The sequence below is a fragment of the Rhizobium sp. YJ-22 genome (assembly GCF_029601685.1).
Classification (GTDB): domain Bacteria; phylum Pseudomonadota; class Alphaproteobacteria; order Rhizobiales; family Rhizobiaceae; genus Metarhizobium.
Genome location: NZ_JARRIR010000004.1, coordinates 225,958 through 241,537 on the forward strand (window position 1 = coordinate 225,958; position 15,580 = coordinate 241,537).

The 15,580-nt window shown below is 62.5% G+C and carries 19 protein-coding genes; 9 read left to right on the top strand and 10 right to left on the bottom strand.

Annotated elements, in window-relative coordinates:
* Positions 1-160: 160 nt before the first annotated feature.
* From P7F60_RS11620 to P7F60_RS11645, 6 genes are all read left to right on the top strand, one after another.
* Complete coding sequence (locus P7F60_RS11620; protein ID WP_277917885.1) at positions 161-3,016, top strand: ribonuclease E/G; 2,856 nt, start codon at positions 161-163, stop codon at positions 3,014-3,016.
* Positions 3,017-3,324: 308 nt separating this feature from the next.
* Positions 3,325-4,083 (top strand): DsbA family protein, encoded by a 759-nt coding sequence (locus tag P7F60_RS11625; RefSeq protein WP_277917886.1) that lies wholly within the window; start codon positions 3,325-3,327, stop codon positions 4,081-4,083.
* 200 nt (positions 4,084-4,283) lie between these two features.
* Complete coding sequence (gene accB / locus P7F60_RS11630; RefSeq protein ID WP_277917887.1) at positions 4,284-4,757, top strand: acetyl-CoA carboxylase biotin carboxyl carrier protein; 474 nt, start codon at positions 4,284-4,286, stop codon at positions 4,755-4,757.
* A gap of 10 nt (positions 4,758-4,767) precedes the next feature.
* Entirely contained in the window at positions 4,768-6,111 is a 1,344-nt protein-coding gene (gene accC, locus P7F60_RS11635; RefSeq protein WP_277917888.1) for an acetyl-CoA carboxylase biotin carboxylase subunit, read from the top strand.
* Positions 6,112-6,117: 6 nt separating this feature from the next.
* The gene (aat, locus tag P7F60_RS11640) at positions 6,118-6,729 is read left to right on the top strand and encodes a leucyl/phenylalanyl-tRNA--protein transferase (protein WP_277917889.1); all 612 of its coding nucleotides are present in this window, start codon (positions 6,118-6,120) and stop codon (positions 6,727-6,729) included.
* A gap of 30 nt (positions 6,730-6,759) precedes the next feature.
* Positions 6,760-7,518 (top strand): DUF930 domain-containing protein, encoded by a 759-nt coding sequence (locus tag P7F60_RS11645; protein ID WP_277917890.1) that lies wholly within the window; start codon positions 6,760-6,762, stop codon positions 7,516-7,518.
* Positions 7,519-7,536: 18 nt separating this feature from the next.
* Here P7F60_RS11645 and P7F60_RS11650 read toward each other — a convergent pair whose 3' ends face one another.
* The 4 genes from P7F60_RS11650 to gatB form a co-directional block, all read right to left on the bottom strand.
* A complete protein-coding gene (locus P7F60_RS11650) occupies positions 7,537-7,938 on the bottom strand; it encodes a DUF2155 domain-containing protein (protein ID WP_277917891.1) in 402 nt (133 codons plus the stop codon).
* A gap of 150 nt (positions 7,939-8,088) precedes the next feature.
* Entirely contained in the window at positions 8,089-8,487 is a 399-nt protein-coding gene (locus tag P7F60_RS11655; RefSeq protein ID WP_277917892.1) for an NADH:ubiquinone oxidoreductase subunit NDUFA12, read from the bottom strand.
* Positions 8,488-8,611: 124 nt separating this feature from the next.
* On the bottom strand, positions 8,612-9,109 hold the full coding sequence (locus P7F60_RS11660; protein WP_277917893.1) for a GNAT family N-acetyltransferase: 498 nt from the start codon (positions 9,107-9,109) through the stop codon (positions 8,612-8,614).
* A 4-nt stretch (positions 9,110-9,113) separates the two neighbouring features.
* Positions 9,114-10,616, bottom strand: a complete 1,503-nt coding sequence (gene gatB, locus P7F60_RS11665; protein WP_277917894.1) for an Asp-tRNA(Asn)/Glu-tRNA(Gln) amidotransferase subunit GatB — start codon at positions 10,614-10,616, stop codon at positions 9,114-9,116.
* 98 nt (positions 10,617-10,714) lie between these two features.
* Here gatB and P7F60_RS11670 point away from each other — a divergent pair, with 98 nt between their 5' ends.
* Positions 10,715-11,053: a DUF1294 domain-containing protein gene (locus tag P7F60_RS11670; RefSeq protein WP_277917895.1), complete on the top strand. Its 339-nt coding sequence runs from the start codon at positions 10,715-10,717 to the stop codon at positions 11,051-11,053.
* Here the strand turns inward: P7F60_RS11670 and P7F60_RS11675 are convergent.
* The 4 genes from P7F60_RS11675 to P7F60_RS11690 all read right to left on the bottom strand — a co-directional run bounded on the left by P7F60_RS11675 (position 11,029) and on the right by P7F60_RS11690 (position 14,252).
* Entirely contained in the window at positions 11,029-11,547 is a 519-nt protein-coding gene (locus tag P7F60_RS11675; RefSeq protein ID WP_277917896.1) for a GNAT family N-acetyltransferase, read from the bottom strand. The two genes, P7F60_RS11670 and P7F60_RS11675, sit on opposite strands and share 25 nt — an antisense overlap.
* A 77-nt stretch (positions 11,548-11,624) precedes the next feature.
* Positions 11,625-13,106: an Asp-tRNA(Asn)/Glu-tRNA(Gln) amidotransferase subunit GatA gene (gatA, locus tag P7F60_RS11680; protein ID WP_277917897.1), complete on the bottom strand. Its 1,482-nt coding sequence runs from the start codon at positions 13,104-13,106 to the stop codon at positions 11,625-11,627.
* 56 nt (positions 13,107-13,162) lie between these two features.
* Positions 13,163-13,450 (bottom strand): Asp-tRNA(Asn)/Glu-tRNA(Gln) amidotransferase subunit GatC, encoded by a 288-nt coding sequence (gene gatC, locus P7F60_RS11685; RefSeq protein ID WP_277917898.1) that lies wholly within the window; start codon positions 13,448-13,450, stop codon positions 13,163-13,165.
* A 97-nt stretch (positions 13,451-13,547) separates the two neighbouring features.
* On the bottom strand, positions 13,548-14,252 hold the full coding sequence (locus tag P7F60_RS11690; RefSeq protein ID WP_277917899.1) for a metal-dependent hydrolase: 705 nt from the start codon (positions 14,250-14,252) through the stop codon (positions 13,548-13,550).
* An 86-nt stretch (positions 14,253-14,338) separates the two neighbouring features.
* On the opposite strand from P7F60_RS11690, the gene P7F60_RS11695 reads away from it, so the two are divergent.
* Positions 14,339-14,635, top strand: a complete 297-nt coding sequence (locus tag P7F60_RS11695) for an alkylphosphonate utilization protein (RefSeq protein ID WP_277917901.1) — start codon at positions 14,339-14,341, stop codon at positions 14,633-14,635.
* 2 nt (positions 14,636-14,637) lie between these two features.
* A complete protein-coding gene (gene ruvX / locus P7F60_RS11700) occupies positions 14,638-15,126 on the top strand; it encodes a Holliday junction resolvase RuvX (RefSeq protein ID WP_277917902.1) in 489 nt (162 codons plus the stop codon).
* On the opposite strand, the gene P7F60_RS11705 is transcribed toward ruvX, so the two are convergent.
* Positions 15,069-15,395 carry a DUF6105 family protein gene (locus P7F60_RS11705; RefSeq protein ID WP_277917903.1) on the bottom strand — a complete coding sequence of 109 codons (327 nt, stop codon included), beginning with the start codon at positions 15,393-15,395 and terminating at the stop codon, positions 15,069-15,071. The genes ruvX and P7F60_RS11705 overlap by 58 nt on opposite strands.
* Positions 15,392-15,559 carry a hypothetical protein gene (locus P7F60_RS11710; protein ID WP_277918185.1) on the bottom strand — a complete coding sequence of 56 codons (168 nt, stop codon included), beginning with the start codon at positions 15,557-15,559 and terminating at the stop codon, positions 15,392-15,394. Before P7F60_RS11710 ends, P7F60_RS11705 begins: the two co-directional genes overlap by 4 nt.
* Between the last annotated feature and the right edge of the window lie 21 nt (positions 15,560-15,580).

A 15,580-nucleotide genomic window follows, 5' to 3' on the forward strand; every position in this document is an offset into this window, starting at 1 on the left:
CCAGGGATGTATCTTGTCCCGGTGCTGTCCTGCTGCCGGCCGCTCGACGCTCCCGGGCGGGAATTAAAATTTCCGGCGCTTTGTCCGCTTTGCACGCATTTTCCGCTTCACGAACCGGTTTGCCTGCTCGCTCGCATTCGCGCCGAGGAGCAGAAAGTCAATGGCAGACAAAATGCTTATCGATGCGTCTCATGAAGAGGAGACGCGCGTCGTTGTCGTTCGCGGCAACCGCATAGAAGAATTCGATTTCGAATCTCAGCACAAGAAACAAATCCGCGGCAACATCTACCTGGCAAAGGTGACCCGCGTCGAGCCGTCGCTGCAGGCGGCGTTCGTGGATTACGGCGGCAATCGCCACGGCTTCCTGGCCTTTGCCGAAATCCATCCCGATTATTACCAGATCCCCCTTGCCGACCGGCAAGCGCTTCTGAAGGCCGAAGCCGAGGAGCATCGCAAGGACGACGACATCGAACCGGTCGAGACCGGCACCGATGTCGAGGCCGCTTCCATCGAGGAAACGGTCGAGGTCGCCGCCGAGGAAGCGCCGGCCGTCGAAGCAGCGCCGGTGACGGAAGCCGCGCCCGCCGAGGCCGCTGCCGCCGAAGAAGAGACCAAGCCGAAAGCCAAGCCGCGCCGCAGCCGCAAGCGCAAGGCCGATGTCGAGGTCGCCGCCGAGCCGGTCGCCGTCGAAAGCGCCGAGACGCCTGCCGATGAGCAGGACGACGACGGCAAGCCCGGCGAAATGGCCGCGATGGTCGATACCGACAGCATTTCCGAGGAGACGCTGGCGCGTCGCCACGATGACGACGACGATGATGACGATGACGGCGAAAAGGAAGTCATCGAATCCGTCGGCGCCGAAGACGCCATGGAAGAGGTTCCGGATCGCGTCGTGCGCAAGCCGCGCAAGCAGTATCGCATCCAGGAAGTCATCAAGCGCCGCCAGATCCTGCTTGTGCAAGTCGCCAAGGAAGAACGCGGCAACAAGGGCGCGGCGCTGACCACCTATCTGTCGCTGGCCGGCCGTTATTCGGTGCTGATGCCGAACACGGCGCGCGGCGGCGGCATTTCCCGCAAGATCACCAATCCCACCGACCGCAAGCGGCTGAAGGAAATCGCCCGCATGCTGGAAGTGCCGCAGGGCATGGGCGTCATCCTGCGCACCGCCGGCGCCAACCGCACCAAGGTCGAGGTCAAGCGCGACTTCGAATACCTGATGCGCCTGTGGGAAAATGTCCGGACGCTGACGCTGAATTCGATCGCGCCCTGCCTCGTCTATGAGGAAGGCTCGCTGATCAAGCGCTCGATCCGCGACCTCTACAACAAGGACATCAACGAGATCATCGTTGCCGGCGAAGAAGGCTATCGTGAAGCGAAAGACTTCATGAAGATGCTGATGCCGAGCCATGCCAAGGTGGTCCAGCCTTACCGCGACCTGCATCCGATCTTCTCGCGCTCCGGCATCGAGGCGCAGCTCGATCGCATGCTGCAGCCGCAGGTGACGCTGAGATCCGGCGGCTACCTGATCATCAACCAGACGGAAGCGCTGGTTGCCATCGACGTCAATTCCGGTCGCTCGACCCGCGAACACTCCATCGAAGACACCGCGCTGCAGACGAACCTGGAAGCGGCGGAAGAAATCGCCCGCCAGCTTCGCCTGCGCGACCTTGCCGGCCTGATCGTCATCGACTTCATCGACATGGAGGAGAAGCGCAACAACCGCTCCGTCGAGAAGAAGCTGAAGGATTGCCTGAAGAACGACCGCGCCCGTATCCAGGTCGGCCGCATCTCGCATTTCGGCCTTCTGGAAATGTCGCGCCAGCGCATCCGCGCCTCGGTTCTGGAATCTACAACCCAGGTCTGCCCGCATTGCGCCGGCACCGGCCATATCCGCTCGCAGTCGTCTGTGGCACTGCATGTCCTGCGCGGCATCGAGGAGTATCTCCTCAAGAACACCACGCATGACATCATCGTCCACACCACGCCGGAGACGGCGCTCTACCTGCTGAACCACAAGCGCGGCACCATCGTCGACTACGAACGCCGCTTCGGCGTCTCGATCGTCGTCGAGGCCGACAACGCGGTCGGTTCGCAGCATTTCAGCATCGAGCGCGGCGAGCCGGTCGAAAACCCGGTCAGGATTGAAACCCTGATCCACTTCGAACCCGAGCCCGAGGATGACGACGACATCGTCATCGAGGCGGACGAGGACGAAGAAGACGAAATCGTCAGCGAGCGCGAAGAAAGCGCCGAAAAGGCTGCGCGCAACAATGACGACATCGGCAATCGCAAGCGCAAGCGCCGTCGCCGCCGTCGTGGCAACAAGGGCCAGGCCGGAGACGACCAGGCCGTCCGTGGCGACGCGATCGCCGGAGACCAGGACGATGACGAGGATGGCGACGAGGACGAAGGCGATAACGGCGCCGAGTCCGAAGCCGCCACTTCCGACGACCAGCCCAAGCGCAAGCGCCGCCGTCGTGGCAAGCGTGGCGGCCGCCGCAACCGCGAGGATGGCTCGCTGATCGATGAGAACGGCGAAGCCTCCGATGATGGCGACGACGAGGACGAAAGCTTCGAAGCCGCCGCGGAAAGCGTGAGCGTATCCGTCGAATCCGCGGAGCCCGCCGACGAGGCACCGGTCGAGCCTGTTGCCGCCGTCGCGGAAGCGGTCCCTGCCGAAGAAAGCGCCAAGCCGGCCAAGGCCCGCCGCAGCCGCAAGGCCAAGGCTTCGCCTGTCGAAGCCCCGGTTGCAGAGGAAGCGGCACCCGTGGCGGAGGTCAGCGAAACGGTGGAAATCGCGGCAGATGCTGCCGATCTCCCCGCCGAGCCGGCCGCTATGGATGAGGCTGCGCCCGAGGCCGAGACCACCGAGGCCAGGGCGGTGCGTGCCAATCGCGCATCGAATGTCTCCTCGTCGGAGCCGGTTGTGACTTCGAAGCGCGCGACCGCCGATGGCGACGAAGAGCCGCCGAAGCCGAAGAAAGCCGGGTGGTGGCAGCGCCGCGGCTTCCTCTGAGGCCTTGCCAGTCTTATCGAACACGGAAACCGGCCCTGGCGGCCGGTTTTTCTTTGCGGGATCAATTCAAGACCTTCCGAAACTGAATCCGCAATGCGCGGCAAGCCGCTGAAAGGACTGCAAATCCAGTGCTTGCGGCGAGGCCCGACAAATGCCGCATTGTTGCGCTCATCACGTTCTTGCGACTCGCGCGGGCGCGGCGATTTTTTCGGTTTGCATCCGGGGCCGGCCGCCCTACTCTCCGCGGGACACAAGCGGGCCGGCACGACCGTTTCGGCACAGGCAATTCAAGACGACGAGGAAACACCATGGCCTTCACCTTCAAACCGATCGCAGCGGCAGTGCTCGCCCTGTCCATGGGCGTCGCGGCTCCGGCCATGGCGCTCGATGACAAGCAAAAGGAAGAGATCGGGCAGTTTATCAAGGAATATCTGATCCAGAATCCCGAAATCATGCTCGACGTCCAGAACGCGCTGCAGGCCAAGCAGGAGGCGGCGCGCACGCAGGCTTCCGCGGAGGCGGTCGCGGCCAACAAGAAGGCGATCTTCTCCGATAGCGGCGACATGATCCTCGGCAATCCCAAGGGAGACGTCACCATCGTCGAGTTCTTCGACTACAATTGCGGTTACTGCAAGCATGCGCTGTCGGACATGAACGAGATCATCGATGCCGACAAGAACGTCCGCTTCGTCCTGAAGGAATTGCCGATCCTCGGTCCGGATTCGATGGCTGCGCACAAGGTCTCCTATGCTTTCAAGGCACTGGCGCCGGAGAAATACGGCGAGTTCCACCGGGCGTTGCTCGGCGGTGACGTGCGGGCGACGGAAGAGCGCGCCATCGAGGTCGCGACTTCGCTCGGCGTCAAGGAAGATGCGTTGCGCAAGCAGATGGCGGACAAGCCGAACGATGCGTCCGTCAAGGACGTCTATCAGCTCGCCGGCACGCTCGGCATTACCGGCACGCCGTCTTACGTCATCGGCAATGAGGCGGTGTTCGGCGCCGTCGGCGCCGAGGCGCTGGAAGAAAAGATCGGCAATGTCCGCAGTTGCGGCAAGACCATGTGCTGAGCGGACGTCTTTCCACCGTCAACATGGCATTTCCGGCCATTCTCAAGGGTTGAGCGCGCCGCGGGGGCTTTTCCTCCGCGGCTGGCCGGTCTATAGCTTCGGGACCGATTTCGGCTGAAACGCCTGGCCGCCAGCGAATCCTCGCGGCGCGGCAGCGTCCCACCATACGTCAAGAGAACGAAAAGACAGGGCAGAACTTCATGTCTGAAAAGAAGAACGGCATCGACAAGGCTTTGATCCGCGACCTCGCGAACATCCTGAACGAGACCGACCTGACCGAGATCGAAGTCGAGCAGGACGACCTGCGCATTCGCGTCTCCCGTGCCGGCGCTACCCAGTATATCCAGGCCCCGGTTCCGATGGCGGCTCCGCTCGCCATGGCCCCGGCCGCCGCTGCCGCTCCGGCTGCAGCCGCCCCGGCCGCGCCGGCGCTGAACCCGGCCAATACGATCACCGCCCCGATGGTCGGCACCTGCTATCTGGCTCCCGCCCCGGGCGCGCGTCCCTTCATCGAGGTCGGCGCCACGGTCAAGGAAGGCCAGACGCTGCTGATCATCGAAGCGATGAAGACGATGAACCAGATTCCTTCGCCGCGCTCCGGCACGGTGACGCAGATCCTCATCGATGACGGCCGCCCGGTCGAATACGGCGAAGCGCTTGTTGTCGTCGAATAAAGGACACGGCATGATCTCCAAAATCCTCATTGCCAATCGCGGGGAAATCGCGCTACGCGTGCTCAGAGCATGCAAGGAGCTGGGTATCGCCACCGTCGCGGTCCATTCCACCGCCGACGCCGACGCGATGCATGTGCGCCTCGCCGACGAAAGCGTGTGCATCGGCCCGCCGCCGTCGCGCGAAAGCTACCTCAACATCCACCAGATCGTTGCCGCCTGCGAAATCACCGGCGCCGATGCGGTGCATCCGGGCTACGGCTTCCTGTCGGAAAACGCCAAGTTTGCCGATATCCTCGACGCCCACGGCATCACCTTCATCGGCCCAACCGCCGATCACATCCGCATCATGGGCGACAAGATCACGGCGAAGAAGACCGCCGAGTCGCTCGGCATCCCGGTCGTTCCGGGTTCGGATGGCGAGGTGAAGCCTGAAAATGCGCTTGAAGTCGCAAGAAAAATCGGCTTCCCGGTTCTCATCAAGGCCACCGCCGGCGGTGGCGGTCGCGGCATGAAAGTCGCCAGGACCGAAGAGGAACTGGAAGAGGCCGTCTCGACTGCCCGCGCCGAAGCGCTGGCTGCCTTCGGCAACGATGCTGTCTACATGGAAAAATACCTCGGCAAGCCGCGCCACATCGAAATCCAGGTTGTCGGCGATGGCGAAGGCAATGCCATTCATCTGGGCGAGCGCGACTGCTCGCTGCAGCGCCGCCACCAGAAGGTCTGGGAAGAGGCCAATTCCCCTGCCCTGAGCGTCGAGCAGCGCATGGCGATCGGCAAGGTCTGCGCCGATGCGATGAAGAAGCTGAAATATCGCGGCGCCGGCACCATCGAATTCCTCTATGAAAACGGCGAGTTCTATTTCATCGAAATGAACACCCGCTTGCAGGTGGAACACCCGATCACTGAGGCGATCACCGGCATCGACCTGGTGCATGAGCAGATCCGTGTCGCCTCAGGTGGAGGCTTGTCTGTGACTCAGGACGAGATTTCCTTCCATGGGCACGCCATCGAATGCCGCATCAATGCCGAGGATCCGCGCACCTTCGTGCCCTCGCCTGGGACGATCACGCATTTCCACGCACCGGGCGGTCTGGGCGTACGCGTCGATTCGGGCGCCTATCAGGGCTACAGAATCCCGCCCTATTACGACAGCCTGATCGGTAAGCTGATCGTCCACGGACGCACGCGCAACGAATGCATGATGCGCCTGCGCCGCGTGCTCGACGAATTCGTCATCGACGGCATCAAGACGACGCTGCCGCTGTTCCAGGATCTGATTTCCAACCCGGATATCGCCAATGGCGACTATGATATCCACTGGCTGGAAAATTATCTCGGCGGAAAGGCCAACTAAACCACGGTGGCGCGGCGCAGCGGATATTCGAAGGTTACGCCCGAGGTTCTGCTGCGCGCCTATTCCATCGGCCTGTTTCCGATGGCCGAGTCGGCGGACGATCCGCGCATCTTCTGGGTGGAACCCGAGATGCGCGGCATCATTCCGCTAAATGATTTCCACGTCTCGCGCAGCCTCTCCAAGGAGATGCGCAAGAAACCCTTCGACATCCGTTTCGACACCGCCTTCGAAGCCGTCATCGCCGGTTGCGCCGAATCGACCGGCGACCGGCCGACAACCTGGATCAACACCACGATCCGCTCGCTCTACTCCACCCTGCACCGCTACGGCTATGCCCATTCCGTCGAGGCGTGGAGGGGTGATGAACTGGTCGGCGGCCTCTACGGCGTCTCGCTGGGCGCTGCGTTCTTCGGGGAAAGCATGTTCTCTCGCGCCACCAATGCCTCGAAAATCTGTCTCGTGCATCTGGTGGAGCGGCTGCGGAACAAGGGTTTCCGCCTGCTCGACACGCAATTCACCACCGAGCATCTGAAAACCTTCGGCGCCATCGACGTGCCCAAGGCGGAATACGCCAAGATGCTTGCTGACGCGATGGAATCCGCCGATCTGGATTTCTGATCCTGCTTGTTATCGCCATGATTGCCGACGATGCTGCGGCCTTCTGGGCGGACGATTCTCGTGGCGGCAATCATACAGAAACAATGGCGCGGCGGCCTGCGCCGGGGCCTGATGGCTTCGCTGGCCTTTCATTTCTTCCTGCTTGCCGTGCTTGCGCTACTGGCGCACAACCCGCCGCAGCTTGTCGAAGCCATCGAGCAGCCGATTGCCGTCAGACTCGTCCCGCAGCCCACGCCCTCCCCCGTGCAGACAGTCGACCGGCCGTCGCCCCACATCGAAGCACCCGAGAAGGCCGCCGACGTCCCTCCATCACAGGAAGCCACGCGCATTCAGCCGGGGGTCGGCACCGTGGAGACGGGAGATCCACCTCCGCCAATCCCGGCGGATGATCCCCCCATGATCGCCGCCACGAAATTCTATTCGACCGGCATCCTCAACGACCCGCGCAGCCGTGGCGCGAAGGCGGCGTTGCGTGCGCTCGAAAACTCGGAAAAGATGGTGCAAACCTGCAATCTCGAAGCGATGGCGCAGGTGGGGCATTGGGAAAAAACCCATCGTCCCGATTTCGTCGTCGCCTACACGTTCGAGGAACCGAAGTTTTCCGGCCCGTCACTGGAGGCGATGGGAGCGGCTTTTCGCAGCCGGCATCAGTGGTACAGGCTGCGCTATACCTGCCTGTTGACGGCCCGGCTCGATGCCGTGGCGGGATTTACCTTCGCCGTGGGCGATGCCATTCCTGCGGGGCAATGGGCGCAATACAATCTCACCGATGACGGCGGGACGGATTAGGCGAACAGGGTGAAGCGGTCAGTTCTGCGCGTTATCCGGCGCCGGGACGTCCGACTTCTGTTTGCAGTCCTTCAGCCAGACGTCATAGATCGGGTGCTCGACCGCGTTGAGGCCTGGGCTTTCGGCGAACATCCAGCCGGAAAAGATGCGGCGAATCTTACGGTCGAGGGTGATTTCGTCGACCTCGACGAAGGCGTCGATCTTCTGCGCCTCGGTCTCGTCGCGGGAATAACAGACACGCGGCGTCACCTGCAGCGCGCCGAACTGCACAGTCTCGTCGATATAAACATCGAAGGTGGTGATACGTCCGGTAATCTTATCGATGCCGGAGAAAACGGCGACGCGATTGTTGATGCGGGCGGCCTGGGCTTCGACGGCGGCGCCGGCAACCAATGCCGAACCCGCAAGCGCGAGGGCCATGCCTCGCCCGCTCCAAAACCGCCGTAAAAATCGCATTGTTTCCCGTCTCCAGACCTACCGGTTTACCGTGGAGCTAGACCCCAATTATGGCCAGAGTAGCTTCGCATTTCTTCGAGCCGCGAAAATGCTCTTGCACATCGTCTGCCGGTGTCAGTTGCCGGGCGTCCAGGCATCGTAATCGCCGGTGACGCGGGGACGTTCACCGCCAACGGCGATCGAGCCCGGCGGGCGATAAGCGAAGGGCGTGCCGGTCGGGTTGGCGCGGTGCGCCTTCTGCCATTCGCGGGCGGTGTAGTTTTCCTTGGAGGGCGGGGTGTCGGTTCGATGGTGCATCCAGCCGTGCCAACCGGGCGGGATAGCCGATGCCTCTGCATAGCCGCTATAGATCACCCAACGGCGGGTGCGGCCCTCGGAATCCTTGCCGCCCTGGTAATAGACATTGCCGAAATCGTCCTGCCCGACGCGCTCGCCGTGACGCCAAGTGTGAAAGCGCGTGCCGAGGGTCTGGCCGCTCCACCATGTGAAAATCTGTAAGAGAAGATTCTTCATCTGTATTCCTTCGGCACCTGGCGGAACCCGCCTGTCATGCGCAATCTGCTGTTCCGCTTATGCCGCCTCAAGCCTGAATTGTCCAGCGATTCCGGCGTTGCAGCCACCGGAATCAAGCGCCGTATCAATCGACGCCGAGCGCCTTTTCGAGCACCAGCGTCAGCGGCGCCGGGCCGCCTGCCCGCTCGATGCGATCGATTTCGACCATGCCATGGGCATTGAAGAAGGCGAGTGCGGCGCGGTTGCGGGCATCGACTTCCAGCCGCAGGATTTCGGCATCGGGAAAGCAGGTTTCCAGCTCGGCGAAAATGTCGCGGCCGACGCCCTGGCGCTGATGGGTGGGATGGACGAGGATCCAGCGGATTTCCGCCGTCTTGGCGAAGTCACGCGACATCATGGCATAACCCATGCCGGCGATCTCGCGGCCGCTATCGGCGACGAGGAACTCGCTGCCCTTTTCCTTCAGCGCGGCGCGAAGCTTTTCCGGCGACGTTTCGGCCGCGATCAGATCTTCGGCCTCATCCGCCACATGCAACACGTTCAGCGTCGCATGCAACGTTTCGCGCATCAGTGTGCGCACTTTGTCGAGATCACGCTCGCCGGCAGTGCGCACAAAGAACATCGGTTTATTCCTCGATGCCAAGCTTGGCCTTGACGACGGCCTGCACGGCCTGCGGGTTGGCCTTGCCGCCGGTCGCCTTCATCACCTGGCCGACGAACCAGCCGGCCAACGTCGGCTTGGCCTGCACCTTGGCGACCTGATCCGGGTTGGCGGCGATGATGTCGTCCACGGCCTTTTCGATGGCGCCGGTATCGGTCACCTGCTTCATGCCACGGCTTTCGACGATTTCCGCCGGGTCGCCGCCTTCGGCCAGCACGATCTCGAACAGATCCTTGGCGATCTTGCCGGAGATGGTCTCGGCCTTGATGAGATCGATGATCTGCCCAAGCTGCGCCGGCGAAACCGGAGTCTCTTCAATGCTTTTGCCGGTTCTGTTCAAGGCGCCCAGCAGGTCGTTGATGACCCAGTTGGCGGCGGCCTTGCCGTCACGGCCGGCGGCAACAGCTTCGAAATAATCGGCAATCGCCTTTTCCGAAACCAGAACCGAGGCGTCATAGACCGACAGGCCGAGTTCACGCACGAAACGGGCCTTCTTGTCGTCAGGCAGTTCCGGTAGATCGGCCTTCAGCGACTCGACGAAGGCATCGTCGAATTCCAGCGGCAGCAGGTCCGGATCGGGGAAGTAGCGATAATCATGCGCATCTTCCTTGGAGCGCATCGAGCGCGTCTCGCCCTTGCCGGGATCGAACAGGCGGGTTTCCTGATCGATGGAACCGCCGTCTTCGAGGATGGCGATCTGGCGGCGCGCCTCGTATTCGATGGCCTGGCCGACGAAACGGATCGAGTTGACGTTCTTGATCTCGCAGCGCGTGCCGAACTCGCCGCCCGGGCGGCGCACGGAGACGTTGACGTCGGCGCGCATCGAGCCTTCGTCCATGTTGCCGTCGCAGGTGCCGAGGTAGCGGACGATGGAGCGCAGCTTGGTCAGGTATGCCTTGGCCTCGTCGGACGAGCGCATGTCCGGCTTGGAGACGATTTCCATCAGCGCCACGCCGGAGCGGTTGAGATCGACATAGGACATGGTCGGATGCTGGTCATGCATCGACTTGCCGGCATCCTGTTCCAGATGCAGGCGCTCGATGCCGATTTCGATATCCTCGAAATTGCCCTGGCGATCGGGGCCGAGCGAGATGACGATCTGGCCCTCGCCGACGATCGGATCCTTGAACTGCGAGATCTGGTAGCCCTGCGGCAGGTCGGGATAGAAATAGTTCTTGCGGTCGAAGATCGAACGGTTGTTGATCTTCGCCTTCAGGCCGAGGCCGGTGCGCACAGCCTGCGCCACGCATTCCGCGTTGATGACCGGCAACATGCCGGGCATCGCCGCATCGACCAGCGAGACATTAGAATTGGCCGGCTTGCCGAATTCGGTCGAGGCGCCGGAAAACAGCTTGGACTGGCTCAGCACCTGCGCATGGACTTCCATGCCGATGACAATTTCCCAGTCGCCGGTGGCTCCGGGGATCAGGCGCTTCGGATCGGGTGTGCGGACGTCGACAATGCTCATCGGATGCTCGTGAAGTCTGTTTTCATCGTGTTCGTGAGGTAGAGCAATTGCCGCGGCGGCGCAAGCTTTTGTCAACCGCTCGCGGTCTACCATATCCTATGCTCTACCTGCTTCTCGCACTCATCTTCATCGCAATCAATGTGTTCGCCTTTCTAGCATTCGAGTTCGACAAGCGCGCGGCTATGAATGGCGAATGGCGCATCAAGGAGTCCACGCTGCTCACGATTGCATTTTTGGGCGGAAGCAGCGGCGCGCTCATCGGCCAGCAGGTTTTGCGACACAAGACGCGCAAACAACCGTTCCGAACCTATCTGATCGCTATCGCCGTTCTGCATCTCGCTCTGGCCACGATGTTTATCGTCTCGCCCGACTGGACAGTGAACACCTTGCGCGGTTTATTGAATCCCGCCTCTCAAAGCATAGATCCCGGCCCGTAAAGTTCCACGTCCCTACCGTCCTCCAGCTGTTTCGACAATCCAACCGACTCGATATCGCGGTCCAGCTTCGGCGCATAGACGACCGACAGCCATTGCACCCGGTAGCCATTGCGCTTGAAGAAGGCGATGGCCGGTTCATTGCGGGCATGCGTCTGGAGGCTCACCGAATCGAAGCCCTGCCGGCGGATATCCTTCTCGATCAGCGCCAGAAGCGCCGCGCCCAGCCCCTGCCGCGCGAAAGCGGGATCGATCCAGAAATCGCTGATCACCTCGTTGGCCGCCTCGCGCGCTGCCCAGCCGGCGGGGCGGCCGTTGCGCTCGACCACGGTGATCATCCGCCAGGCTTCGCGCACGAAGCCGGTGAAGGCGTTGGCCGCCCGGCGCTCCATCTCGGGTGAAGCGCCGAGACCGGCGACGGCGCGTTTCCAGGCGGAAAGTCCGATGTCGGCAAGGATGCTCGCCTCGTCATCCCGCGCCCGTCGTATCCCGATCATTCTTCCCCTCGCAAAAAAGAAAACCCGCCTTCGTGACGCAAAGGCGGGTTGATGCCGTCAGCCGAAGGCGGTGAAAATCACCACCACTTTTCCGGCGTCAGCTTGCCGACCGCCTGCTCGATGACATGCGCGGTCTTGAACAGAGTTTCCTCTTCGAAGGGCTTGCCGATCAACTGCAGGCCGAGCGGCAGGCCGCGGCTGTCGAGGCCGCCGGGAACGGCGATGCCCGGCAGGCCGGCCATGTTGACGGTGACCGTGAAGATGTCGTTCAAGTACATCTTCACCGGATCGGAGGCCAGATCCTCGTCGGCGATGCCGAATGCGGAAGATGGGGTGGCAGGCGTCAGGATCGCATCGACGCCGGCCTGGAAGGCCAGTTCGAAGTCGCGCTTGATCAGCGTGCGCACCTTCTGGGCGCGCAGGTAATAGGCGTCGTAATAACCGGCCGAAAGCACATAGGTGCCGATCATGATGCGGCGCTTGACCTCCTGGCCGAAGCCGGCGGCGCGGGTCTTCTCGTACATGTCGACGATATCCTTGCCGTCGACGCGCAGGCCGTAGCGCACGCCGTCATATCGGGCGAGGTTCGAGGACGCCTCGGCGGGCGCGACGATGTAATAGGCCGGCAGGGCGTATTTCGTGTGCGGCAGCGAGATATCGACGATCTCGGCGCCGGCATCCTTCAGCCAGGCGATGCCTTTCTGCCAGAAGGCTTCGATCTCTTCCGGCATGCCTTCGACGCGGTATTCCTTGGGAATGCCGATCTTCATGCCGCGCACCGACTGGCCGAGCGAGGCTTCGTAATCCGGCACCGGCAGGTCGACGGAGGTCGTGTCCTTGGCATCGACGCTGGCCATGGACTTCAACAGGATCGCGGCGTCGCGGACATCGCGGGCGATCGGGCCGGCCTGATCCAGCGACGAGGCGAAGGCGACGGTGCCCCAGCGCGAGCAGCGGCCATAGGTCGGCTTGATGCCGACCGTGCCGGTGAAGGCGGCGGGCTGGCGGATCGAGCCGCCGGTATCGGTGGCGGTGGCGCCGGCGCAGAGGAAGGCGGCAACGGCAGCGGCCGAGCCGCCCGAGGAGCCGCCCGGCACGAGCTGCTGGTTCGAACCCCTGGCGCGCCAGGGGTTGATGACCGGGCCGTAATAGGAGGTCTCGTTCGACGAGCCCATGGCGAACTCGTCCATGTTCAGCTTGCCGAGCATGACGGCGCCGTCGTTCCAGAGGTTCTGGGTGACGGTCGATTCGTAGCGCGGCTTGAATCCGTCGAGGATATGGCTGCAGGCCTGGGTGTGCTCGCCTTCGGTGGCGAACAGATCCTTGATGCCGAGCGGAATGCCTTCCAGCGCGCCGGCCTCACCGCTGGCAATGCGCGCGTCGGAAGCCTTGGCCATGCTGCGCGCCTTGTCCGGCGTCACGGAGACATAGGCGTTGATCTTGTCGTTGGCGGCGGCGATGGCCGCGAGATAGGCGTCGGTCAGCTCGACGGCGGAAAATTCCTTAGCGCGCAGCTTCTCACGGGCTTCGGCGATGGTCAGGCGGGTCAGGTCGGTCATCGGTCAGGCTTTCGAATAATGGGGGTCGCGGGCGGAAGGCTGGGCGTTAAACCCGCTCACTCCACCACCTTCGGCACGAGGAAGAAATTCTGATCGGTGACGGGCGCGTTGGCGACGATATCGGCCGCCTTGTCGCCATCCGTCACGGCATCCTGCCGCTCCTTCATCGCCATCGGCATCACCGAAGTCATGGCCTCGACGCCATCGACATTCACTTCGGAAAGCTGCTCGACGAACCCCAGAATGCCGTTCAGCTCGCCCATCATGCGATTGGCCTCGTCTTCGCTGACGGCGATACGGGCAAGATGGGCGACGCGCTTGACGGTGGCGAGGTCTACGGACATCGATTTTCTCCGGTTATCGAGGATGCCGCCAATTCCGGACGGCATCCTGTTTTCCCTCGCTATAAAGGCCCGGCCGTTCGCGTGCAACGGGGATTTGTCAGAGCGACAGGCTGTCGCCGGCCTTCGGCGTCGCAACCTTGGCCTTGGCGCCCTCCATGCCGGCCACGAACTTCTCCGGAGTCTGGTCGATGATCGGGAAGGAGCCGTAATGGCAGGGCAGAACGGTGGAGAAGTTGAAGAAGCGCTGGCAGGCGAGTGCTGCCACCGCGCCGCCCATGGTGAAGCGGTCGCCGATCGGCACCAGGCCGATTTCCGGCGCATGCAGCTCGTTGATCAGGCCCATGTCGGAAAAGATGTCGGTATCGCCCATGTGGAACAGGGTCGGCTCGTCATCGAAATGCAGCATCAGCCCGTTGGGATTGCCAAGCGCATGCGAAACGCCGTCTTCGGTGATCTGTGCCGAGGAATGCAGGGCATTGGTGAAGGTGACGCTGAAGGAGCCGAAGGAAACCGTGCCGCCGGTATTGCCCATCTCCATCTTTTCGACGCCCTTGGAGCCCAGCCAGGCGGCGAGATCGGCATTGGCGAGAACGGTGGCGCCGGTCTCCTTCGCCAGCCGGATCGTGTCGCCGACATGGTCGCCATGGCCGTGGGTCAGCAGGATATGGGTGAGGTCCGCCGCCGCGTCCTTCGCATCCAGGCCGCCAAAGCCCGGATTGCCGGTGAAGAAGGGATCGATCAGGATTTTTGCCGTTGCGGTTTCGAGACGGAAGGCGGAATGGCCGAGCCAGGTGATTTTCATCGGATGCTCCCTTTGGATTTTTACGCAGCTTGTGACATAGAGCGTCGATATAGGTAAAATCTACGCAACAGAAAGTGGAAAAGACAATGAGCGCCGGCGATGACGATTATGTGTATGACGAAGCCAGCGGCGAATGGCGCCCGGCCTCTGAAATGGCGGCGGCAAATGCAATCGTGGTGCAGGATAGCGCCGGCAATGTGCTGGCCGATGGCGATTCGGTGACGCTGATCAAGGATCTCAAGGTCAAGGGCACCAACACGACGCTGAAGCAGGGCACGGTGATCCGCTCCATCCGCCTGACCGACGATCCCGAGCATATCGACTGCAAGCACGAAACCATCAAGGGCCTCGTGCTGCGCACCGAATTCGTGCGCAAGCGCTAAGCATGGGCGTCCTGACCATCGAGGAATTTTCGTCTCTCCTGCAACCCGGGCAACCGGTGGCCGGGCTTGATCTCGGCACCACGACAATCGGGCTTGCCGTCTCGGATATCGGCCGGCGACTGGCCAATCCCCGGCCGGTGCTGAAGCGGACGAAATTCACGCAGGATGCGGAGACGCTGCTCGCCTTCGCCGCGAAAGAAAAAATTGTCGGCTTCGTCATCGGCCTGCCGATGAACATGGACGGTTCCGGCGGGCCGCGCGTTCAGGCGACGCGCGCCTTCGTGCGCTCGATGCAGGACAAGACCGAACTGCCCTTCGTCTTCTGGGACGAGCGGCTGTCGACGGTCGCCGCTGAGCGGGCGCTGCTGGAAATGGACGTCTCACGCGCCAAGCGGGCAGAACGCATCGATTCGGCCGCCGCCAGCTTTATCCTTCAGGGAGCCTTGGACAGGCTTTCGGCGCTGTCGCGCCTCACCTCTTCGGGCGACTGACGCCCGCGCCACCAGGCGGCGATCGCCTTGCGGCGGCGGAAGGCGATCAGCGAGAAGAGGAACAGGCTGTCGACGACGATGGCACGCATCACCAGCGGCGGTATGGTTTCCGGCGGAATGCCGAGCACATGGCCATAGATGCTGAAGACGAGATCGTGCGCCTGCCGTGTCAACATGAACACGCCGAAGCTCATGTCGTAGTAGGACAGGCTGTACCAGCTCGTCAGCAGCAGGATCGGCCCGGCCCAGAAGATCAACAGCCACTTCATGCCGCCTGCTCCCGCCGCGCGCCGTGTTTCAGCGCGTGCGTACGCGGCAAAACAGCCGTGTTCGACAACGCCATCAGGCTCAACACCACCGCCGGCACGCTGATATCGAGCGCCAGCACGGCAAAAAACGTCATCATGACGACAAGCAACGCAAATCGCGCCACGGGACCACCGTTTCCGTTGGT